The sequence below is a fragment of the Leifsonia virtsii genome (genome assembly GCF_030433675.1).
GTDB classification, from domain to species: domain Bacteria; phylum Actinomycetota; class Actinomycetes; order Actinomycetales; family Microbacteriaceae; genus Leifsonia; species Leifsonia virtsii.
This window is the reverse complement of sequence record NZ_JAROCB010000003.1, coordinates 440,457-461,126: the sequence shown is the minus strand read 5'-3', so window position 1 is coordinate 461,126 and position 20,670 is coordinate 440,457. Positions and strand designations below refer to the sequence as shown.

Genomic DNA, 20,670 nt, shown 5'->3' with positions numbered 1-20,670 from the left:
ACGATCACCCCCTGACCGTTCGAGACGAGAGTGAAGGTACTCCTCGTTCTACTGGACTGGAAGAGTTTCGTCAGAATTTCTTGACCGGTCGTTCGGCATGTGTCGGCTCCGGCGACCGGCGGCAAGGGCGGCGACGGCCACGACGACGACGGCGCCGACGGTCATCGCGGCGCCCACCCAGAGCGGGGAGCGGTAGCCGAGACCGGCGGCGATGGTGAGCCCGCCGATCCATGCCCCGAGCGCGTTCCCGAGGTTGAAGGCGGCGATGTTCGCACCGGAGGCGAGGGTCGGCGCGTGCGACGCGTACGAGAGCACACGCAGCTGCAGGGCGGGCACCGTGGCGAAGCCGAACGCCCCCATCAGCACGAGGGCGATCACCGCTCCGACGGGCATGCCGGCGACGAGCGCAAAGGCCACGAGCACCACGGCGAGCGCCGAGAGCAGCCAGAGCAGGGTCCCGTCGATGGAGCGGTCCGCGAGGCGGCCGCCCACCCAGTTGCCGACGAACAGGCCGAGGCCGAACAGGATGAGCAGCCACGGCACCGCGGCCGACGGGAAGCCCGAGACGCCGGTCAGCGTGTAGGCGATGTACGTGAAGGCGCCGAACATCCCGCCGAAGCCGAGCACCGTCGCCACCAGCGAGAGCCACACCTGGCCGGAGCGGAACGCCGAGAGCTCGCCGCGCAGCCCGGCGGAGGACCGCTCGCCCGCCGTGCGCGGCACCAGCACGGCGACCCCGACCAGGGCCACGACGCCGATGACCGTGATCGCCCAGAAGGTGGAGCGCCACCCGAGCGCCTGGCCGAGCAGCGTCCCGAACGGCACGCCGAGCACGTTGGCGGCGGTGAGCCCGGTGAACATGATGGCGATGGCCCTGGCCTGCCGCTCCGGCGCGACCAGGCTCGCGGCGACCACCGAGCCGATGCCGAAGAATGCGCCGTGGCAGAGGGCGGCGAGCACGCGGCCGGCGAGCATGACGCCGTAGTCGGGCGCGATGGCGGAGAGGAGGTTGCCCGCGATGAACAGCACCATGAGGCCCAGCAGCGCGGCCTTGCGCGGGAGGCGGGTCGCCGCGGCCGTCAGCCCGAGGGCGCCGACCACCACCGCGAGCGCGTAGCCGGAGATGAGCCAGCCCGCCGCCGCTTCGTCGACATGGAAGTCGGCGGCCACCTCGGGCAGCAGCCCGGCGATGACGAACTCGGTCAGGCCGATGCCGAACCCTCCGAGCGCGAGGGCTATGAGACCTGCTGGCATGGACGTTCTCCTTGGTTTCCGGGTGAATGCGCTACCCTGTTAGTTGCAGACGCGCCATAAATACTTGCACGTGCAACTACTTGGCGCAACCCGAGCCACGGAAGAGGGACGCACATGGGCATCGCCGACGACGCCGTCGAGGTGCGCGCGCACGGCTGGCGCACGCTGGCGGCACTGCACGGCTACATCGAGGCCGAGCTGGAGCGCGACCTCAGCCGCGAGGTCCAGCTGTCGGTCGTGGAGTACACCGTGCTCGACGCGCTCGCCCGCCAGGACGGCTGGCACATGCGGATGCAGCAGCTCGCCCGCGCGAGCGCCCTCAGCCCGAGCGCCACCACCCGCCTGGTGAACCGGCTCGAAGACCGTGACCTGCTCACCCGGGTGCTCTGCGCGGACGACCGTCGCGGCATCTACACCGAGCTCACGGCCTCCGGCCACCGGCTGCTCGACGCGGCGAGGCCGGTGCACGACGCCGCGCTCAGCCGCGCGCTCGACGGCGCCCGCGCGGTGCCGGAGCTCGCTCCCCTGGTCGACGCCCTGCCCGAGCTGACCGCCCAGCCGGCCTGACCGTCAGCGCAGCACCTCGACGAGCGCGACCCAGGAGAACAGCACGGTCGTGACGATCGCGAGGATGGTGCCGACGGCCACGATGACCAGCCCCGCCGATCCCGAGAGCCCCACGAGCATGACCCCGGCCACCGCGTAGAGCGCGGGCGGCACGGCGAACATGGCTATGCGCTCGGCCGAGTAGCGGCGGTAGCCCGTGCTCACGGCATCCCGGTGCACGGTGACGGCCGAGCGGACCACGACGATGGCGCACAGCGCCGTGCCGACGAGCACCTGGATGCCGTACCCCCAGGTGACCTGCCCGGGGATCAGCGCGGCGCAGCACAGCGCCACCCCGAGGATGAGGGACGCGATCGAGGCGCCGGCGCGTGCGGCGAGCCCGCGCGACTCGGCGATCTTCTGGATGTTGACGGACAGCGCGACGATCAGCAGGCCGCCGAGCGCGGCACCGGCCCCCGCAACGGCGACGTTGAACTCCGACCACGACGCGAAGGGCTCCTCCATGCGGCCCAGCGTAGCGGCGGCCGACGGGCAGGGCGTATAACGGGGGCATGGCGGACGCGATCACCAACTGGATCGACCTCTACCGGCGCGCGTGGGAGAGCAACGAGCCCGACGACATCCGGGCCCTGTTCACCGAGGACGCCAGCTACCGCACCGAGCCGTTCGCCGAGCCGTGGGACGGCCACGAGGAGATCGTCGAGGGCTGGCTGGACGCCCAGGACGACCCGGGCGCCGCCACCTTCGAGTGGCGGCTCCTCGGTCAGGACGGACCGGTGTGGTTCGTCGAGGGCGTGACCGACTACCGCGACGGCCCGATCTACAGCAACCTCTGGGTGATCCGCCTGGCCGACGACGGGCGCGCGGAGGAGTTCACCGAGTGGTGGATGGAGCAGGAGCCCGACCAGGACTGACCGGCCACCGGCCCGGCGGCCAGCCGTTCAGGCCAGTTGCCCCAGCCACAGGCCGAGCCCGGCCGCGGCGAGCGCGAGCGCGAGCATCCCGACGCCGTTCATCAGCGCGGCGCGGTATCGCCGCTGCTGCGCCAGCCGGACCGTCTCGTAACTGGCCGTGCTGAAGGTGGTGTACCCGCCGAGGAACCCCGTCCCGAGCACGGCGCGCCACTCCGGCGGCAGGCCGTGCACGAGCGCGAGCCCGGTGACGAGCCCGAGGAGGAACGAGCCGGTCACGTTGATCACGGTGGTCCCGAGCGGGAAGGAGACCCGGACCCGCGCGCGCAGCAGGCCGTCGAGCACCAGCCGGGCGACGGCGCCCACCCCGCCGGCCAGGCCGACGGCGATCACGAGGAGCACGGTCACGGCTTCCCCCTCCCGGCCTGCCGGCGCGCGATGGCCGAGGCCAGCGCGATGCCGGCGACCGACGCGGCCGCGCCGACGACGATCGTGGCGACGGCGTAGAGGATGCTGAGGCCGACGCTCTGCGCCGCGATCAGCCCGTCCGTGTCGACCGCCAGCGAGCTGTAGGTCGTGTACCCGCCGAGGATGCCCGTCCCGACGAACAGCCGGAGGTCGCGGCGGCCGCCCTCGTCCGGTCCGCGCAGCGCGAACGTCTGCAGCAGCCAGCCGAGCACGAACGCGCCGGTCACGTTGATCAGGAAGGTGACGAGGGGGACGCCGCCGACCGGCGGAACCGACAGTGTCAGCAGGTACCGGGTGGCGGCGCCGATCGACCCGCCCGCGAACACGAGCAGGATGGAACGCCAGCGCAGGTGCAGCGGCGCCGGACCACGACCCTCCCGCACTAGCCCTGCGGGTCTTCCCACGGGAACCGCTGCGCGCCCGGGATGGGGTTCAGCGGCACCACGATGACCGGCCGGTGCTGGCGGTGGGCCAGGTGCACGGCGACCGAGCCGTTGAAGAACTCGCGGACGCTGCCGCGCAGGCCGGCCTCGCGCGTCCCGACGACGATGTAGCGCGCGTCCAGGTCGTCCGCCAGCCGGGCCAGCGACCAGGCCGGGTCGCCCGCCAGCTGCTGCAGCGAGTACGGGATGCCGCGACCGTCGAGCACGCCGCGGATGTGCGCCTCCAGGTCGGGGTCGAAGCGCTCCTCCTCGGTCTCCGGGAGGTCGGGGTCGTACGGCAGCGCGACCACCGTGCCATCCACGTAGCTCGACACCATGTAGCGGTCCGGGTCGACGTTCGCGCACACCAGCGGTACGTCGAGGTCGTCGGCGAGACGAGCTGCCGCCTCCAGCACCGCGACCGGCTGCCCCGGGACCACGGCCGCGAGGATTCCTCCCCGGCCGGCGAGCTCGTTGCCGTTCATGCCCCTAGTGTGCACCATCGCCCGGGTTCACTCGTGCGGTGCCGTGGGGTACGTTCGGGCCTACAGCGTCTGAAGGGAGCCCGAACCGATGGCCGACAAGCCACCGCTGCCGCGGGAGCGCCGCCGCACCACCCGCGGGCTGCGTCCCCTGCCCGAACTGACCAAGGACCTCGTCGCGCAGCTGCGCCGCCTGGTGGCCACGGAGCTGGCCCTCTTCAAGGCCGAGATGGCCGCGAAGGCGAAGGCGGCCGGGATCGGCGCGGGCCTTCTGGTGGGCGCCCTGCTGTTCCTCTTCTTCGCATTCGGCGTGCTGGTGACCGCCGCCGTTCTCGGCTTCGCGCTGATCCTGCCGGCCTGGCTGTCCGCGCTCATCGTGGCGGGCATCCTCATCCTGATTGCGGTCGTCGCCGGGCTCATCGGCTGGCGCAGCCTCAAGCAGGGGCTGCCGCCCGTGCCGGACGACCTGGGCAGCGAGTTGAGCGCCGACGCGAAGGCGCTGAAGGGAGAGCAGCCGTGACCACGGAGACGACCCCCACGGTCAGCAGGCAGGGCCAGCGGCCGGCCGGACGGCCGCCGGTGCCGAAGGGCGCCGGGATCAACACCCTCAAGCTCGACCTCGAGGTGACGCGCGACGAGCTCGCGAGCACCCTCGACGACCTGTTCGCGACCTTCAACCTGCGCGTGCAGATCCGGTCGCATCCCGCCTTCTTCGCCGGGCTGTTCCTCGCGGTGGTGGGCGGCGCCGCCGGGATCGCGACGCTGCTCGTGCGGAGGCGCGGGCGTGCCGGCTGACCAGGGCGGCGTCGGCAGCGATCGGGCAGCGGCGGTCCGGCGGATCGAGGACCGCAGGAGCGAGCCCTGGTACCGGTTGCCGTGGGGTTTCATCCTGAAGCGCACCATGCGCAGCTACTCGACCGACCAGTGCACCGACCTGGCGGCCGGGCTGACGTACTTCGCGGTGCTGTCGCTGTTCCCCGCGCTGCTCGCACTGGTCAGCATCCTGGGGATCGTCGGCCAGAGCAAGGCGGGCATCGACGCACTGTTCGGGATGGTGAACGACCTGGCGCCGGGCATGACGGACGTGCTCAAGGGCCCGATCCAGAACCTCGCCTCCTCCCCCACCACCGGCTGGGCACTGGCGATCGGAATCGTCGGCGCCGTCTGGTCGGCGTCGGGCTACGTCGGCGCGTTCGGGCGCTCGCTCAACCGCGTCTACGGGGTCAGGGAGGGCCGCGGCTTCATCACCCTGCGCCCGGTGCAGCTGGGAGTGACCCTGCTGGCTCTGGTGCTGGTGTCGCTGCTGGCCCTGCTGCTAGTGATCTCCGGTCCGGTCGCGCAGTTCCTCGGCAGCATGATCGGTCTGAGCGACGCATTCCAGACGGCGTGGGACATCCTCCGCTGGCCGGTCGTCGTCGTCGTGATCGTGCTGCTCGTCGCCGTGCTCTACGCCGCGACGCCCAACATCAAGCACCCGCGGTTCCGCTGGCTGACCCCCGGCTCGATCGCCGCGATCGTGATCCTCGGCATCGCGTCGGCCCTGTTCGCCTTCTACGTCGGCAACTTCGGGAACTACGACAAGACCTACGGGGCCCTGGCCGGGATCATCGTCTTCTTGCTGTGGATCTGGATCGCGAACAACGCGCTCCTGTTCGGCGCCGAGCTCGACTCGGAGGTGGAGCGGGCGCGGGAGCTGGTGGCCGGCATCGAGGCGGACGACGTGCTGCGGCTGCCGCTCAAGTCGGACAAGGCGCTGCTGAAGCAGCAGGAGGCGCACGCGGGCGACATCCTCGCCGCCCGTGAGATCCGGCGGCGCTATCGGGACAAGGTGGGTCGCTAGGCTCGGAGCGTGAGCGACGAGCGGCCCGGACACGACATCCCCGACGGTCGCGGCCGCATCGGCCTGCACCGCACCGGCCTCGACCTGATCGGCAACCCGGACGTCCGGGTGCGCGACGTGGAGGTCACTTCCGACGGCTGGCACGTGCTGCGCCGCACCACGCTCGACTACCGAGGCCGCGACGGTCAGTGGTCGACGCAGACCCGTGAGACCTACGACCGCGGCAACGGCGCGACGGTGCTGCTCTACGATCCGGTGGCGCGCACGCTCCTTCTCTCACGGCAGTTCCGCTTCCCGGCGTACGTCAACGGCCACCCGGACGGCATGCTGGTCGAGTCGGCGGCCGGGCTCCTCGACGGTGACTCGCCCGAGGAGGCGATCCGCCGCGAGGCCGCCGAGGAGCTCGGCGTGCGCATCGGTCAGCTGACGCACCTGTTCGACCTGTACATGAGCCCGGGGTCGGTGACCGAGCGCGTCCACTTCTACGCGGCGCCGTACGTCTCGGCCGACATCGAGGGCGGCGGCGGGCTGGCGGAGGAGGGCGAGGAGATCGAGGCCGTGGTCGTGCCCTACGACAAGGCGCTCGGGATGGTGGCCGACGGCCGGATCGCCGACGGCAAGACGGTCGTGCTGATCCAGTGGGCGGCGCTCAACCTCTTCGGCTGAACCGGCCGATCAGCCGTAGCGGAGCGTGGGGCCGGCCGACTTCAGGAAGTCGATGTGCAGGTGGTTGCACGTGTCGTCGAACGGCTTGAAGTTGTCGAGGCTCATCGAGGCGCGGCAGCCGACCTGGCCGAGGCCGGTGCCGTTCGGGACCAGCGGGTCGAGGATCTTGATGAGCTGCACCGACTTCGCGTCGCCGCCGGTGAGGGGCGAGCCGTTGAGCAGGTAGAAGTCGACCGCGTGTCCGCCGCCGTCGGCGTAGTGGGCCGAGTCGGTTCCGGCGCCCTCGATCTGGCCGGTGCAGCGGCGGTTGATGTCGCTGACGCCGACCTGGTTGAAGTTGTCGAGCGCGACGGAGATGGCCTGCAGCACGCGGTAGTCGACGCCGCAGCCCGGGTCGGCCTTGCCCTCGGCCAGATTGGCGATCTCCGGGATATGGTTCGGCGTCGAGCCGACCAGCCGGCCGGCGGCGACCGCGCCCATGATCTGCACCGCGAGGGCCTGGACCGTCGGCGAGACGGTCGTGTTCATCGTCGAGTCGAGCGACTCCGGGCTCTCCTGGATGGAGAGGCCGTCACGGGCGACGACCTGCGTCACACCGCCGCCGGTGAGCGTCTGCACCGCGAGGGCCGTGCGCGCCGAACCGACGGTCGATCCCTCGGCGGTCGTCGCGTAGGCGGGAAGGGCGGCCGTGCCGAAGAAGGCGGCGAGCGCGAGCATGACGACGGTGTGGACCCCCCAGCGGCGACGCTCGTGGTGGCGGATCCTCTCGGGACGCGGGGAACGCGCAGGACGCGACTGACGCGGTGCACGCTCGGCGCGCGGCTCCTTCGTGCGCTCCGCCCGGGTCGGCTTGACCACGATGCGCTCGCGCTTGCGGGAGCGCTCCTCGGCCTCACGCCGCTCGCGGCGGCTGGTGAAGGTCTGCGTCGCGGTCAGCTCCTCGGCGGTGGTGAACGCCGTGACCGGGTCGTCGGAGAGTTCCGGCTGCTGGTCCACATCCACCACGACGGGTGCCCTGAGTGTGCGGCGAGGCCGCACTGAGGGAGTGGACTGGGGCAAGCTGTTGGTACTTCCTGGGCGAGACGGTCGGGGGGACACGCACCGGGACGGGCGCTGAAGCGTACCGAACATTTCTACCCGATTTCGCCTGGATGTTCCATCAATGCAGACGAATAGATCCCGGTCGGGGGCCCATCCCGCGCATTCGGGTCGCGCAGGAGCCCCCATCCGGGACCGGCGACGGAGTCTCGCTCCATCACTGTCGAATCTAGGCATCGGGGCGGTGCGGGATGGCTCGCGGTACGGCTGTTACGACCACGCTCGCAGCCGCCGTTCAGGGGATGGCGACGGCCAGTTCGACACGCCCGGAGCGTTCGCGAAGGGCGACCGTCCCGCGTTCTGAGAGCTGCCGCAGACCGATGCCTGAGCGGTCGCCGATCGCGCGACCGCCGAGGCTGCCGCCGGAGACGATCACGACCCGTACGCCCTCGGGCTCCCCGGGGCGGAGCTCGAGGAGGACCGGCGCGCCGTTGCCGTGCCGCACGGCGTTGGCCAGGCCCTCCGAGATGGTGTCGGCCACCGCCGTCGCGCGGAGCGGATCGGCCAGCCTGTCCCAGGCGCCCTTCCCGACCCGGACGTCGAGACCGATCGCCGACGACCAGCTGTCGAGCAGCGCCTGCACCTGTTCGGCCGGTTCCGGCTCCCCCGCAGCGCCGCGCAGCGCCGTGCGGGCGCGGTCGACGACCTCCGCGATCCGCTCCGCCGTCTTCGCCGGGTCGGCCGAAGGCGCGGCTGTCAGTGCGAGGGCGCCGGCGATCAGCTCGGACTGCACGCCGGCGTGAAGCAGCCGGGCGAGCGCGCCGCGTTCCCGCTCGTAGTCCGCGCGGATGCGGGCGGCCGTCGAGACGCTCACCTGGACCGCGTGCTCGAGCTCTGCCTGGTCGCGGCGCAGCCGGACCGTCAGGGAGGCCACGAACGCGACCCCGAGCGCGATGACCGGGTACATGCCCGCCTGGAACCAGACCGACTCCGGCTCTATCCCGAGCAGCCGCAGCACGAGCGTGTCCACGACCGACAGCAGGATGCCGGCGGCCACGTAGACGAGCATCAGGGCGGTGAGCCGCGCCGCCGCCCGGCGCGGCAGGGGCAGACGCGCCGCCGCCGCGTTGGCCGCGATGAGCACGAGCAGACCGGCCGCGACGGCCAGGAGACTCCCGAGGCCGGAGAGCGTGATGCCGTAGGGCACGACGAGCAGCGAGAACGTCAGGGCCGTGGCGATCGGGGGCGCCGCGCGCATCCCGCCGATCACGGACGCCGACCATTCGCGCGGGCCGAGCGGCTCGGGTTCCTGCGCGGGCTCCGGGGCGCCGTCCGCGAAGACGCGATGGCTCGCGGGGCGCACCACGTCCTGGGCGACGGCGCGCAGCAGTCGCGCGGCCTCCGGCGCCTGCATCGGGTGGGCAGCGGCCTCGTGTGCCGCCTCCTCCAGCGCTGCGACGACGCCGTCGACCGCGGTGGAGCGGAGTGCCTGCAGGCGTTCGCCCGCGCGGGCCGCGTCCCGCTCGGACGCGCGCTGCGCCGCACGCAGCCGGCGGTACACCCCGCGATGCTCCCGGACGAGGTCCACCCCGACGGCGATCAGGGCGAGCACGACGACGAGGCTGACGATGTTGATGGCGATACGCCCCACCAGATCGCCCGGCTCGACGGGGATGCCGAGCAGGCCGCCGGCCTCGAGGAACAGCAGGGGCCGTACGGCTCCGACGACCACGTAGATGAGGAGGACGGCGACGGCACGTCCGCGACCGCGGACCACGCGCAGGACGGCGACGCCCACCAGCAGCACCACGCCGAGGATGGCGTGCTGGAGCCCGGCGACGGCGAACACGGCCGCTGGCCCACCGGTGACGTACTGCTGGCCCGACATGACCGTCAGCGCGAACGGCAGCGTGATCAGCCAGCTCCACCAGGTGACGGCGGAGGGGCCGTAGATGCGGGCGAGGGAGCGCCGCAGATTCGGGAGGACCATCGGGTCAGAGCCCCGTGGCGGGGTCGCCGAACGTCGTCGTGTACAGCGTCGCGACGGCCACGCGCGGCGTCGTGCGGTCGCCGCCCGACAGGCCGAGCGCGGCGAAGACCCGCTCGACGGTCTTCTCGACCGCGCGGACCGAGACGCCCCGGCGACGGGCGATCTCGGCGTTCGAGAGACCGGCCGCGAGCATCCGGGTCGTCTCGAGCTGAGCAGTGGTGAGGCGGAGCAGCTTCGCCTCCGCGTCGGACCCCGTGCGCTCGTGGGCGACGGGACGGTCGGCCAGGACGGCCTCCGCAGCATCCACCAGCTCGTCGACTGACTCGATGGCGCCCTTGTTCACGAACGACGCGCCCTCGACCGTGCTGCGCGCCTGCGCCGCCGCCGCCTCGCGCGACAGGTTGCTGAGGAAGAGCACGGCGACATGCGGGGACCCCTGCCGCAGGATGGTCGCGAGCTCGACGCCGTTCGGCCGCTGACGGAGGTCGATGTCGGTCACGAGCAGGTCGGGGTCGAACGTGCGGGCCTGCTCCAGCGCATCCTGAGCGGACCCCGCGGAAGCGACCTCGAAGTCACGCTGCCGGAACGCGTCGGCGACGAGCGAGCGCATCAGGGCGTGGTCCTCGACCACCAGAACCCTCCGCTGCCACACGCCCACCGCCATGGCCACAGGATAACGCGGCGTGTCGCCCGGATCGGACGGATCGGCCACCCCCCGTTGGGGTTTCCGTAGACTGGTCGCGGACACGGCCGACGTGAGAGGGATGCGCATGGGATCGAGGTGGGCACGCCTCACACGCGGAACCCTCGCCTCGGGCACCGCCATCCTCGTGGCCGCGCTGTTCCACGTCGCCGGCGGAGGGGCGGCTCCTGGACTCGTGCCGCTCGCGCTGAGCATGGCCTTCGCCACCCTCGCCTCCGTCGCCCTCACCGCCCGCCGGCTCTCGCTCTGGCGGCTGACGCTCGCCGTCGCCGTCAGCCAGTTCCTCTTCCACGCCCTCTTCAGCCTGGGCGACGCCACCGCGCGGTTCAGCGCGGAGGGCGGGATGTCGCACCTCCACGCCGGCTCCCACCTGACGATGACGCTCGGCGGCATGCCCGCGGCGCACGGCACGGAGCTCAGCCCGTCGATGTGGGCGACGCACGCCACCGCCGTGCTCGTCACCGTCGTCGCCCTCCGTTTCGGCGAGCAGGCCTTCTGGGGGCTGTTCCGGACCGCGCGGGTGCACGTGGTGCGCGCCGCCGACCGGCTGGTCGTCGTGCCCGTCCCCGTGGTCGCGGCCGCGCCCGTCCCCGCCACGGCGGAGCCCGCGCGCCTTCGCGACCTCGGGCTCCCGCTTGCACGGCTGCGGCATCGCGGACCGCCGCTGACCGCCCGCGCGCTCTGACGGCTCCCGGCGCTCCGGGACGTCGTCGCGCGCGCACGCGCTCATCGACATTCCGACCTGCAAGGGAAGACACATGAAGAAGTCCACGTTCGCCGCGTCCGTCGCGGCGGCATCCACCGCTATGCTCCTGCTCGGCGCGCCCCTGGCCGCCAGTGCCCACGTCCACGTCGACCCCGACCACGCGGACCCGGGCAGCTACACCAACCTCACGTTCAAAGTGCCGACCGAGTCGGCGACCGCCGGAACGGTGAAGCTCGTCGTCGACCTGCCGACGAAGACACCGTTCACCTCGGTGAGCTACCTCCCGCTCCCCGGATGGACGACCACGGTCGACACCGAGAAGCTCGCCGAGCCGGTGAAGACCGACGACGGCACCATCACCGAGGCGCCGATCCGGGTCACCTGGACCGCGGACAGCGGCGTGCAGATCGCGCCAGGGCAGTTCCAGCAGTTCACCGTCTCCGCGGGCGCGGTGCCGAAGACCGGCTCGGTGATGCTCCCGACGCACCAGTACTACTCCGACGGAACCGTGGTGGATTGGGACCAGCCGACCCCCGCCTCCGGCAAGGAGCCGGAGCACCCGGCGCCCACCCTCTACATCGAGGACTCGGCGCCCGCCGAGGACGGCGCCACCCAGCTCGTGGCCACCGCGGCGCCGAAGCCGGAGGCCGCCGGGGCGGGCACGACCGCGACGGTCGTCTCGATCGCGGTCGGGGTCGGGGGGCTCGCACTCGGCGCGATCGCCCTGGTGATCGCGGTGTTCGCCCTCACCCGGGTGGGCCGGCAGGGCGAGCGTAAGGTGCAGGGATGAGGACGACAGGGCTGCTCGCCGGCGTCGCAGGCATCGCCGCGGCCGCCGCTCTCGCACTGCTGCCCGCGGCCGCCGCGGACGCCCACGACTACCTGGTGGGCAGCGACCCGGCGGCGAACGCCACGGTCACCACGGCGCTCGACACGGTGACCCTGACGTTCAACGACCGCGTGCTCGACCTGTCCGGCACCGGCTCGACCAACCTGCTCACGGTCACCGGTCCCGGCTGGGGGACGACGCACTTCGAGACGGGATGCGCGACGGTCGCCGACACCAAGGTGAGCGCGCCGGTCGCCCTCGGCGGCGCGGGCGACTACACCGTGACCTACCAGATCGTGTCGGCCGACGGGCACACCGTGTCGTCGTCGTACGCGTTCGCCTACCAGCCCCCGGCGGGCGCGACCGCGGCGAAGGGATCGGCGACGAGCCCGTGCGGCGCGAAGGGATCGGTGACCTCCGAGGCGCCCGTTCCGACCGCCACGCCCGGCTCCTCCGCGAGCACCCCGCCGGGCGCCGCGGCCTCCACTCCGCAGCCGACGGCCGCGTCGAACGGCACCGACCTGGGCCTCGTCATCGGCATCGCGATCGCCATCGTGGTGCTCGCCGTCATCGGTGTCGTCATCGTGCTGCTGACGGCGCGGCGCAAGCCGCCGGCGGCCGGCACACCCGACCAGGACGACTGACCCGACTGCAGCGGCCCGTCACGTCTGCGCCTGCGCGAGCAGGGGCGGATGCGACGGGCCGCCGCAGTCGTCGGACGCAGGGGCTTTCCCCGCCTCGGACGCCGGCGTAGCGTTCGCGCATGGCCAGACAGAGCACCGACCAGCAGACCGCGGATTTCCCGGACATCGTGCCGGAGGATCAGATGGATCCCGATATCGTCCCCGCACCCCAACCGGTGCCGGACGACATCGACGACTCCGACGAGGAGCGCGACGGCGCCTAGCCGCGGGTCACTCCTGCGGGGACTCGTCGATCTGGCCCTCGTCCGGGTCGTGCGCGGTCAGGTCGGCGCTCGTGTACTGGCGCTCGCCCTCGTCCAGGTCTGCGCGCTCATCGTCTCCATTGGCCCTGGGGTCCGACATGGTGCCTCCTTCGTCGCCGCGCACGATAGCCCCCGCCCATGAGAGCCGGTAGGCCGACGTGTAGCGGAGGTTGAGCCCGCATCCAGTCTTCTGGGGCAGGGTGGCAGCGTGGAGACCGTTGTGGACGTCGTGCTCGTGGTGCTCGCCGTCCTCGCGGTCGCGGCGGGCTGGAGCAAGGGCGCCATCCGCTCGGCCGGCACCCTGATCGGCCTGGGACTCGGCCTGTGGCTTGGTCTCACCCTCGCCCCCGTCGTGGTCGGATGGTTCGCCGCGAGCGGCTTCGGGGCCGCCCTGCAGCGGTCCGTCGTCGCCGGCGTCGTCATCGTGATCTGCGCCGGGGTCGTCTACGCGATCGCAGGAGCGCTCGCCGGCATCCTCGGCAAGCTGCTCCGGCACGGGCCGATCCGCTGGGTCGACTCCCTGATCGGCTCGGTGCTCGGGCTGCTCACCTGGGCCGTCGTCGTCTGGCTCCTGGCGGGCTTCGCGATGGCCACCAGCCTCGCCACCGTCGTGCAGGCGGCGAGCTCCTCGCGCGTCGTCGCCACCCTCAACACCATCGCGCCCCTGCCGCCGTCGACCGTGCTCGGGGCGGTGGACGACGCCCTCGCCGGCGCCGGCCTCCCGAAGGTCTTCGAGGGCGGCGAGACGATCAAGTCCGTCCCCGCCCCGGACGGCTCGGTGCCCGCTGCCGTCGCCAAGGCGCAGGAGTCCGTCGTGACCGTGCTCGCGACCAAGCCCGCCTGCGGCGTCGACTCCGAGGGCAGTGGATGGGTCGTGCAGCGCGGCCGCGTCGTCACCAACGCGCACGTGGTCGCCGGTGCATCCTCCGTCGTCGTCCGGGAGTCCGGCAGCACCTCGGTGGAGCGCGCGACCCTGGTCGCCTTCGATCCTTCACGCGACCTGGCCGTGCTCGACGTCACCGACCTGAACGCTCCCGCCCTCGACATCGGGCCCGACCTCACCGCCGGCGCCGCCGCCTGGGCGGCCGGCTACCCGGGCGACGGCCCGTTCACCATCTCGCCGCAGCGCGTCCGCGACCGCATCACCGCCCGCGGCACCGACATCTACCAGAGCGGCTCCGTCGACCGCGACATCTACTCGCTGCGCGGCATCGTGCGCCCCGGCAACTCCGGCGGCCCGCTGCTCGACGCGGAGGGCGACGTCGCCGGCGTGGTCTTCGCCCGCAGCGCCACCGACCCCGAGACCGGCTACGCCCTGACCCTCGCCGAGCTGCGCCCGGTGCTGTCATCGGTGGGGTCGGCGCCGATCAGCTCGGGGGCTTGTACGGCGGGGTGACGGGTGAAGCCACCGCCGCTGGAACCGAGCCCGCGCACGTGATTGGCTGGGTCCCATGAAGGCTGTCACCTACTCCTCCACCGGCGACTCGAGCGTGCTCACACTCGGCGAGCGCGAGGAGCCGCATCCCGGTCCCGGCGAGGTGCGCGTGCGCATCCACGTCTCGGGGGTGAATCCGACCGACTGGAAGGCACGGCGCGGCAGCGGGCCGAGCGACCTGCCCCGGCCGCAGGTTCCGAACCAGGACGGTGCGGGGGTGGTCGACGAGGTCGGGGAGGGCGTGACGGCCTTCCGCCCAGGGGACCGCGTGTGGGTGTGGGACGCCGCCTACCAGCGTCCCGACGGGACGGCGCAAGAGCTGGCCGTGCTGCCCGAGCGGCTCGTGGTCGCCCTTCCCGACGGGGTGAGCTTCGACGAAGGGGCGTCGTTCGGCATCCCTGCGCTGACCGCGCACCGGGCGCTCACGTCGTACGAGCACGCGCCGACGGAGCTCTCGCCCGGTTCCCTCGACGGACGGACCGTGCTTGTCGCGGGAGGCGCCGGCGCGGTCGGCCACGCCGCGATCCAGCTGGCGGTGTGGGCGGGGGCGACCGTGATCGCCACGGTCAGCAGCCACGAGAAGGCGGAGCTGGCGCGTGCGGCCGGTGCGCACCACGTGGTCAACTACACCGACCCCGACACCGCCAAGGCGATCGGCGCGCTCGCCCCACGAGGCGTCGACATCATCGTCGAGGTGAACGTGACCGCCAACGTCGAGCTGGATGTGAAGGTCGCCGGCGCGAACGCCACGATCGCCAGCTACGCCAACTCGCCCGAGGACGACTCGGTGACCATCCCCGTGCGGCCGAGCATGTCGAAGAACCTGCGCTGGCAGTTCGTGCTCACCTACACCGTCGCGCCGGAGTCGAAGGCGGCGGCGGTGCGCGCGGTGACGGCCGCTGCGGCCGACGGGGTGCTGAAGGTCGGCGCCGAGCACGGCCTCCCGATCACGCGCTTCCCCCTGGAGCGGACGGCGGAGGCCCACGACGCCGTCGAGAACGGCGCCGTGGGCAAGGCGCTCATCGACGTGATCTGAGCGCCTGCACCACCAGGGCGACGATCGCGGCAGTGGCGATGGCGGCCGAGTAGCCGAGCGCCGTCGGCAGGAGGCCGATCCAGCTGATCAGCTCGCCCGCCACGAGCGCCGGGAGGCCGTAGGCGAGGTAGCTCACGAGGAAGATCCCCGCGAAGAGCTCTGCGCGCTGGTCGTTCGGGGCGAGCGGCGCGAGCATCCGGAGCATCGCGGAGAATCCCGCACCGAACCCGCCACCGGCGACAGTCGCTCCGGCGAACAGCAGCGGGAGCGACACCGCAGTCATGCCGATGGCGGCGATCACGACGCCGACGACGATCGCGGCCATGGCCCAGACGACCGTCCTGCGCGCCGGAGCCCGGGTGAGCAGCAGCCCGGCGACAGCGCCGACGGCCGGCGGCACGGCGACGATGGCGCCGTTCAGCAGGCCGCTGTCGAGGTGGAAGACGCCGTGAAGGATGGACGGCGACAGCCCGATGAAGAGTCCGGCGAGCATCCAGGTGGCCAGGAACAGCGGGATGGCGCCGGCGAACTCGCTGCGCGCCTCGCGCGGGATCAGCAGCCTCGGGATGAGCGAGCGCACCGCGCCGGGGCGGCGCTCGACCGTCTCCGGGGAGGCGACGACCACGAGGATGCCCGCCGCGAACAGCAGCGCGAGGGTGACGAAGACGAGCGTGGTGGGCTGCGGGACGAACTGCACGGCCAGGCCGGTGAGGAAGGCGCCGATGGCGATGCCGCCGACCGGCGCGGTGCTCCCGATCGTGGCCCCCAGCTTCTTCTGCGGCTCAGGTGCCAGCTCGACCAGGGCGGCCGTGAAGGTGCTCATGGCGGCCCCGGTCGCGACGCCCTGAACGGAGCGCGCGCCGATGATCCAACCGATGTCGGGGGCGAACAGGAAGACGAGCATGGCGACCACCTGCAGGGCGAGCGCGCCGATCAGCACGGGACGGCGGCCGATGTGGTCGGAGAGCGAGCCGGCCACGAGCAGGGTGATCAGCAGGGTCACCGCGTAGATCGCGAACGCGACCGTGAGCAGCCACGGCTGGAAGCCCCACTCCTGCTCGTACAGCACGAACAGCGGGCTCGGGGCGCCGACGGCGAGCGCCACGGCGACGAAGGCGAGCGCGGTGCCGGCGAAGGCGGCCGTCGGCTGCAGTCGCGGACCACGCCGGGCACTGCGCTCCGTCGTGCGGACGGCCATCATCCCGCCGGTGGCGAGGGATTCCTGGGCAGTGGTCATGTCGACTCCTTAAAGCAAATCCGATTGCTTTTGCGACTATAGAAGGGGATGTGAGAAAAAGCAACAAGATTTGCTTTAAGCTATTCCCATGGAACCGACGACCACTCCCGCCCGACGCACGGGCGGCCGCAGCGCCGCGGTCATCCACAACGTGCGGACCGCGGTCGAGGAGCTCGTCGAGGAGAAGGGCCAGGACCGCGTCACGGTGCCGATGATCGCCGAGCGCGCCGGGGTCAACCCGACCAGCATCTACCGCCGCTGGGGCGACCTCCCGACACTCATCAACGACATCGCCACCTACCAGCTCGATCCCACCCGGCCGCTGCCGGAGAACGGGGACCTGCGGGCCGACCTCACCGCCTGGGCGCAGGAGATCGTGGCGCACTACAGCAACCCCGTCAACGCGGCACTCCTGCGCGGGGGCGCGTCGGCGGCCGGCGAGCAGCAGTCGTACTGCCTGCGCAACCGCCGCATCGAGGCGAACCTGTTCCTCGAGCGCTACCCGGACTCCGGGGTCACGGCGGAGGACATCCTCGACCTCGTGATCGCCCCGATCATCTACCGCGTCATCTTCCTGCCCTGGACGCTGGAGGATTCCACCGCCGAACACCTGGTCGCGCGGCTGTTCCGGTAAATCGCGCGCCGAGCGATAGTGTCGTGAGGCGATGCGCCAGGAACGGACCAGCGAGGAACGCGCCGCGGCCCGGTCGGGCTGGGCGGTCGGCATCGCCACAGCCGCATACGGCATCTCGTTCGGAGCCCTGTCGACGGCCTCCGGCCTCGACGTCTGGCAGACGTGCGTCCTCAGCCTGGTCATGTTCAGCGGCGGCTCGCAGTTCGCGCTCATCGGCGTGCTGGCCTCCGGCGGCGGCGCGGCGGGCGGCACCGCCATCGCGAGCGCCGCTCTGCTCGGCGTGCGCAACTCCTTCTATGCGCTGCGGCTCTCGCGCATCATCGGTCGCGGCTTCTGGCGTCGGGCCGCCGCGACCCAGCTGACCATCGACGAGTCCACGGCCGTCGCCACCGCCCAGGCCGCACCGCGCGCCCAGCGCATCGGCTTCTGGACGACCGGACTCGTCGTCTACATCGGCTGGAACCTCACCACGCTGGCCGGCGCGCTGCTCGGCGACCTCATCGGGGACGTGAAGGCCTACGGGCTCGACGCCGCCGCTGCCGCCGCGTTCCTCGGACTGCTCTGGCCGCGGCTCAAGGCGCGGCAGACACAGGCCGTCGCCGTCGCGGCCGGGTTCGTCGCGACCCTGCTCACGCCGTTCCTCACGCCGGGCCTGCCCGTGCTGGCCGCGGCGGCGGTGGCGATCGTGGTCGGAGTGCTGAACCTGTTCGGTCGCCGCGACGACCCGCCGCATCCCGAAGCCGTGCCGATGGAGCGGGAGGTGGAGCCGTGAGCACCTGGAACGTCATCCTGCTCGCCTCGATCGCGGTGCTCGGGCTCAAGGCGATCGGCTGGATGGTGCCGCCGAAGGCCCTCGACCACCCGACGGTCGCGCGCGTGAGCGACCTGCTGACCGCGGCGCTCCTCGCCGCCCTGATCTGCGTGCAGACGCTGGGCGCCGGGCAGTCGCTGCAACTGGACGCGAGGCTCCCCGCCGTCGCCATCGCGGCGGGCCTGTACGCCCTCCGGGTGCCGTTCATCGTCGTGGTGCCGGCCGCGGCGGCCGTCGCCGCCCTCATCCGTCTCTTCACCTGAGTCGCGACTGCGGCCGTTCGTAACCTCCGCGGGTGCGCGGACACCCGCAGTCGTTCCGCAGCACCGCAGAAGGACTGTCGGCGGGTGCACGTAACGTGACGCCGTGAGCGCGGAATGGCACCCGGTGGCGAATGCGCAGCCCACCGAGTGGCTGCTCCGACAGGGCGCGCTCGGCGCCCCGTACGCTGTCATCCGGCGCTTCGCCTTCGGCGATCCGAACCGGCCCGACGTCTGGTTCCGCGTGGTCACCTGGGCGCCCACCTCGCAGGGCCGCGAGCTGATCGGCTGGTGCCGCACGCTCGAAGCGGCGGCCGCCGTGGCCTGGGACCACCGCTGCGCCGCAGAGTCGTGGCGGCACCACATGGCAGCGCGACGGGTGGATGCGAGCACGATGGCGGCCCAGCGCCCGCCGGCCGCCGAGCTGGTCCGGTTCTACCGTGCCGCGCTGCGGCGCCAGGCGACCACGCCGTCCAGGTCGTCGAGCACGCCGGTGAGGAGAGCCTCCGCGTCGCCGGCGCCGTCGCAGAGCGCCCGGACGAGGGAGACGACCCTCTCGCGCTGAAGCAGCTCCCGCGCCTCCGGCACCAGCAGCAGGTAGCGGACCACGCGCAGGTCGGCCGCACGCAGCGCCTCCGCCAGCACGCGGTTCGGCACGACGGCCGACACGATCGCCATGGCGTGGTGGAAGCCGGGGGCCGGGTCGACGTCGCCGCGCTCGATGCGGGTCGCGAGCAGGGTCAGCTCCACCTCGGTGTCGAGCCGCGGCGATGCGCAGAGCGACCGCAGGGCCTGCGGCCAGAGCAGCCGGAGCACCTCCAGCGCGTCCGCCACCTCGCCGTCGTCCAGCGGAGAGACCTCGGTGAAGCGGTTGGGAGAGGTCTCGACCAGCCCGACCGCCGCCAGCCTGCTGATCGCCTCGCGCACCGGCGTCCGCGACACCTGCAGCCATGCCGTGAGGTCTGCGTCGCGCAGGCGCTCGCCCGGCTGGTACTCCCCCGTCAGGATGCGCTCGAGCACCAGCTCGAAGACATCGTTGCGCAGCAGGCGACGCTCGCCATAGCGGCCGTCCGGCGTGCTCTGATCCACGCGACCCCTTCCAGACAGAAATGTTCACTCCTGTCTAACATACTGGCGGCGCGAGCGGGCACGCATGGCCATATCCGTGCTGCCACCGATGCTGCCGACGCGACACGGGCCATAGCCTGGGGTCGTCTCGGCCAGGGGGAACCGATCCGTCGGGGGGCGGATCGGCAAAGGGCCCGGAGCAGCGAATGCTCCGGGCCCTTTCTTGTTCGCACGTGGTGCGGACGGGAGTTACTTGGTCAGCGGCTCCAGGGTCGGGTCGTTGGCGTACGCCTCGGCCGCGTTGGCCTTGGTGACGATGACCGGCTTCAGCAGGTAGGCCGGGACGACCTTCTTGCCGTTGTTGTACGACTTGTCGTCGTTGGTCGCGGGCTTCTTGCCCTGCTGCAGGTCCTTGACCATGTCGATGGCCTGCTTGACCAGGTTGCGGGTGTCCTTGTTGATGGTCGAGTACTGCTCGCCCGCCATGATGGACTTGACCGACTCGGCCTCCGAGTCCTGACCGGTGACGATCGGGACCGGCTTGCCTGCACCCTTCACCGAGGTGATGATGGCGCGGGCCAGGGTGTCGTTCGGCGACAGGACGCCGTCGAGCTCGGCCGAGCCGTAGCTCTTCGCGAGCAGCGTGTCCATGCGGGTCTGCGCGTTGGCCGGCAGCCAGCCCTGGGTCGCGGTCTGCTTGATGTCGGTCTCACCGGAGACGACCTTCAGCGTGCCGTCGTCGATCTTCGGCTGCAGGACCTTCATGGCGCCGTCGAAGAAGACCTTCGAGTTGGCGTCGTCCGGCGAACCGGAGAAGAGCTCGATGTTGTAGGTCTTCTTGTCCGGGAACTTGGCCTTCATGCCGTCGAGCAGGGCCTGACCCTGCAGCTCGCCGACCTTCTCGTTGTCGTACGCGACGTAGTAGTCGACGTCGTTCGTGTTCAGGATGAGGCGGTCGTACGCGATGACGGTCGCACCGGCGTCGTGCGCGGCCTTGGCCTGCGCGGCGAGCTGGCCACCGTCGACGGCGCCGATGATGACGACCTTGGCGCCGTTGGTGATCATCGACTGGATCTGGGACTGCTGGTCGGAGACGCCCGAGCCACCGGCGTACTGCACGTCGCCCTTGAAACCGGCCTCCTTCAGGCCGTTCTCGAACAGACCACCGGCGAGCACCCAGTTCTCCGACGTCTTGGTCGGGAGGGCGACACCGATGGAGGCGTCCTTGGCGAAACCGGACGCCGTCGAGGTGCCCGAGCCACCGTCACGGCTGGAGCAGCCGGACAGGGCCAGCGCGGCGGCAGCTGCGACAGCCACTGTCGCGAGTGCGATCTTGCGCATTATTGATCTCTTTCTTCTCTGTGGAT

At 71.9% G+C, this 20,670-nt stretch carries 27 protein-coding genes; 15 read left to right on the top strand and 12 right to left on the bottom strand.

Features of this window, described 5'->3' with window-relative positions:
- Nucleotides 1-48: 48 nt before the first annotated feature.
- Nucleotides 49-1,254: an MFS transporter gene (locus P5G59_RS13200; protein ID WP_301219452.1), complete on the bottom strand. Its 1,206-nt coding sequence runs from the start codon at nt 1,252-1,254 to the stop codon at nt 49-51.
- Nucleotides 1,255-1,368: 114 nt separating this feature from the next.
- Between P5G59_RS13200 and P5G59_RS13195 the strand changes: the two genes are divergently transcribed.
- On the top strand, nt 1,369-1,821 hold the full coding sequence (locus P5G59_RS13195) for a MarR family winged helix-turn-helix transcriptional regulator (RefSeq protein WP_301219451.1): 453 nt from the start codon (nt 1,369-1,371) through the stop codon (nt 1,819-1,821).
- Between the two features lie 3 nt (nt 1,822-1,824).
- On the opposite strand, the gene P5G59_RS13190 is transcribed toward P5G59_RS13195, so the two are convergent.
- Nucleotides 1,825-2,325 (bottom strand): hypothetical protein, encoded by a 501-nt coding sequence (locus P5G59_RS13190; protein WP_301219450.1) that lies wholly within the window; start codon nt 2,323-2,325, stop codon nt 1,825-1,827.
- Nucleotides 2,326-2,372: 47 nt separating this feature from the next.
- Between P5G59_RS13190 and P5G59_RS13185 the strand changes: the two genes are divergently transcribed.
- Nucleotides 2,373-2,735 (top strand): nuclear transport factor 2 family protein, encoded by a 363-nt coding sequence (locus P5G59_RS13185; protein ID WP_301219449.1) that lies wholly within the window; start codon nt 2,373-2,375, stop codon nt 2,733-2,735.
- 27 nt (nt 2,736-2,762) lie between these two features.
- Here the strand turns inward: P5G59_RS13185 and crcB are convergent, their stop codons facing one another.
- The 3 genes from crcB to P5G59_RS13170 are packed head-to-tail and all read right to left on the bottom strand — an operon-like array spanning nt 2,763 to nt 4,107.
- The gene (gene crcB, locus P5G59_RS13180) at nt 2,763-3,140 is read right to left on the bottom strand and encodes a fluoride efflux transporter CrcB (RefSeq protein ID WP_301219448.1); all 378 of its coding nucleotides are present in this window, start codon (nt 3,138-3,140) and stop codon (nt 2,763-2,765) included.
- On the bottom strand, nt 3,137-3,604 hold the full coding sequence (locus P5G59_RS13175; protein ID WP_301219447.1) for a fluoride efflux transporter FluC: 468 nt from the start codon (nt 3,602-3,604) through the stop codon (nt 3,137-3,139). Before P5G59_RS13175 ends, crcB begins: the two co-directional genes overlap by 4 nt.
- A complete protein-coding gene (locus P5G59_RS13170) occupies nt 3,583-4,107 on the bottom strand; it encodes a universal stress protein (RefSeq protein ID WP_301219446.1) in 525 nt (174 codons plus the stop codon). The genes P5G59_RS13175 and P5G59_RS13170 overlap by 22 nt, the downstream gene beginning before the upstream one ends.
- Nucleotides 4,108-4,195: 88 nt before the next feature.
- Between P5G59_RS13170 and P5G59_RS13165 the strand changes: the two genes are divergently transcribed.
- Genes P5G59_RS13165 through P5G59_RS13150 form a run of 4 tightly spaced genes read left to right on the top strand, consistent with a single transcriptional unit; the run spans nt 4,196 to nt 6,610 of the window.
- Nucleotides 4,196-4,624, top strand: coding sequence for a phage holin family protein (locus tag P5G59_RS13165; protein WP_301219445.1), 429 nt, complete (start codon nt 4,196-4,198; stop codon nt 4,622-4,624).
- Nucleotides 4,621-4,899: a hypothetical protein gene (locus tag P5G59_RS13160; RefSeq protein ID WP_301219444.1), complete on the top strand. Its 279-nt coding sequence runs from the start codon at nt 4,621-4,623 to the stop codon at nt 4,897-4,899. The genes P5G59_RS13165 and P5G59_RS13160 overlap by 4 nt, the downstream gene beginning before the upstream one ends.
- Nucleotides 4,889-5,944: a YihY/virulence factor BrkB family protein gene (locus P5G59_RS13155; protein ID WP_301219443.1), complete on the top strand. Its 1,056-nt coding sequence runs from the start codon at nt 4,889-4,891 to the stop codon at nt 5,942-5,944. Before P5G59_RS13160 ends, P5G59_RS13155 begins: the two co-directional genes overlap by 11 nt.
- 9 nt (nt 5,945-5,953) lie before the next feature.
- A complete protein-coding gene (locus P5G59_RS13150) occupies nt 5,954-6,610 on the top strand; it encodes an NUDIX domain-containing protein (protein ID WP_301219442.1) in 657 nt (218 codons plus the stop codon).
- Nucleotides 6,611-6,619: 9 nt separating this feature from the next.
- Here P5G59_RS13150 and P5G59_RS13145 read toward each other — a convergent pair whose 3' ends face one another.
- The 3 genes from P5G59_RS13145 to P5G59_RS13135 form a co-directional block, all read right to left on the bottom strand.
- Nucleotides 6,620-7,615 carry a hypothetical protein gene (locus P5G59_RS13145; protein WP_301219441.1) on the bottom strand — a complete coding sequence of 332 codons (996 nt, stop codon included), beginning with the start codon at nt 7,613-7,615 and terminating at the stop codon, nt 6,620-6,622.
- A 328-nt stretch (nt 7,616-7,943) separates the two neighbouring features.
- Nucleotides 7,944-9,638 carry a sensor histidine kinase gene (locus P5G59_RS13140; RefSeq protein WP_301219440.1) on the bottom strand — a complete coding sequence of 565 codons (1,695 nt, stop codon included), beginning with the start codon at nt 9,636-9,638 and terminating at the stop codon, nt 7,944-7,946.
- A gap of 4 nt (nt 9,639-9,642) precedes the next feature.
- The gene (locus tag P5G59_RS13135; protein WP_301219439.1) at nt 9,643-10,302 is read right to left on the bottom strand and encodes a response regulator transcription factor; all 660 of its coding nucleotides are present in this window, start codon (nt 10,300-10,302) and stop codon (nt 9,643-9,645) included.
- Nucleotides 10,303-10,408: 106 nt separating this feature from the next.
- On the opposite strand from P5G59_RS13135, the gene P5G59_RS13130 reads away from it, so the two are divergent.
- From P5G59_RS13130 to P5G59_RS13115, 4 genes are all read left to right on the top strand, one after another.
- The gene (locus P5G59_RS13130; protein ID WP_301219438.1) at nt 10,409-11,026 is read left to right on the top strand and encodes a hypothetical protein; all 618 of its coding nucleotides are present in this window, start codon (nt 10,409-10,411) and stop codon (nt 11,024-11,026) included.
- 73 nt (nt 11,027-11,099) lie between these two features.
- A complete protein-coding gene (locus P5G59_RS13125) occupies nt 11,100-11,837 on the top strand; it encodes a YcnI family copper-binding membrane protein (RefSeq protein ID WP_301219437.1) in 738 nt (245 codons plus the stop codon).
- The gene (locus tag P5G59_RS13120; protein ID WP_301219436.1) at nt 11,834-12,520 is read left to right on the top strand and encodes a copper resistance CopC family protein; all 687 of its coding nucleotides are present in this window, start codon (nt 11,834-11,836) and stop codon (nt 12,518-12,520) included. The genes P5G59_RS13125 and P5G59_RS13120 overlap by 4 nt, the downstream gene beginning before the upstream one ends.
- Before the next feature lie 119 nt (nt 12,521-12,639).
- Nucleotides 12,640-12,783 (top strand): hypothetical protein, encoded by a 144-nt coding sequence (locus P5G59_RS13115; protein WP_301219435.1) that lies wholly within the window; start codon nt 12,640-12,642, stop codon nt 12,781-12,783.
- A 7-nt stretch (nt 12,784-12,790) separates the two neighbouring features.
- On the opposite strand, the gene P5G59_RS13110 is transcribed toward P5G59_RS13115, so the two are convergent.
- Entirely contained in the window at nt 12,791-12,922 is a 132-nt protein-coding gene (locus P5G59_RS13110) for a hypothetical protein (protein ID WP_301219434.1), read from the bottom strand.
- Between the two features lie 108 nt (nt 12,923-13,030).
- Between P5G59_RS13110 and P5G59_RS13105 the strand changes: the two genes are divergently transcribed.
- Nucleotides 13,031-14,218 (top strand): MarP family serine protease, encoded by a 1,188-nt coding sequence (locus P5G59_RS13105; protein ID WP_301219433.1) that lies wholly within the window; start codon nt 13,031-13,033, stop codon nt 14,216-14,218.
- A gap of 55 nt (nt 14,219-14,273) precedes the next feature.
- Nucleotides 14,274-15,293, top strand: coding sequence for an NADPH:quinone reductase (locus tag P5G59_RS13100; protein ID WP_301219432.1), 1,020 nt, complete (start codon nt 14,274-14,276; stop codon nt 15,291-15,293).
- Here P5G59_RS13100 and P5G59_RS13095 read toward each other — a convergent pair.
- A complete protein-coding gene (locus P5G59_RS13095) occupies nt 15,277-16,530 on the bottom strand; it encodes an MFS transporter (protein ID WP_301219431.1) in 1,254 nt (417 codons plus the stop codon). The genes P5G59_RS13100 and P5G59_RS13095 overlap by 17 nt on opposite strands.
- A gap of 88 nt (nt 16,531-16,618) precedes the next feature.
- Between P5G59_RS13095 and P5G59_RS13090 the strand changes: the two genes are divergently transcribed.
- Genes P5G59_RS13090 through P5G59_RS13080 form a run of 3 tightly spaced genes read left to right on the top strand, consistent with a single transcriptional unit; the run spans nt 16,619 to nt 18,238 of the window.
- Nucleotides 16,619-17,164, top strand: a complete 546-nt coding sequence (locus P5G59_RS13090) for a TetR/AcrR family transcriptional regulator (RefSeq protein ID WP_301219430.1) — start codon at nt 16,619-16,621, stop codon at nt 17,162-17,164.
- Nucleotides 17,165-17,195: 31 nt separating this feature from the next.
- A complete protein-coding gene (locus P5G59_RS13085) occupies nt 17,196-17,936 on the top strand; it encodes an AzlC family ABC transporter permease (protein ID WP_301219429.1) in 741 nt (246 codons plus the stop codon).
- On the top strand, nt 17,933-18,238 hold the full coding sequence (locus P5G59_RS13080) for an AzlD domain-containing protein (RefSeq protein WP_175337226.1): 306 nt from the start codon (nt 17,933-17,935) through the stop codon (nt 18,236-18,238). Before P5G59_RS13085 ends, P5G59_RS13080 begins: the two co-directional genes overlap by 4 nt.
- Before the next feature lie 432 nt (nt 18,239-18,670).
- On the opposite strand, the gene P5G59_RS13075 is transcribed toward P5G59_RS13080, so the two are convergent.
- Both P5G59_RS13075 and P5G59_RS13070 read right to left on the bottom strand, forming a co-directional pair.
- On the bottom strand, nt 18,671-19,324 hold the full coding sequence (locus P5G59_RS13075) for a GntR family transcriptional regulator (protein WP_301219428.1): 654 nt from the start codon (nt 19,322-19,324) through the stop codon (nt 18,671-18,673).
- A gap of 228 nt (nt 19,325-19,552) precedes the next feature.
- Nucleotides 19,553-20,644 (bottom strand): substrate-binding domain-containing protein, encoded by a 1,092-nt coding sequence (locus tag P5G59_RS13070; protein WP_301219427.1) that lies wholly within the window; start codon nt 20,642-20,644, stop codon nt 19,553-19,555.
- Nucleotides 20,645-20,670 lie beyond the last annotated feature (26 nt).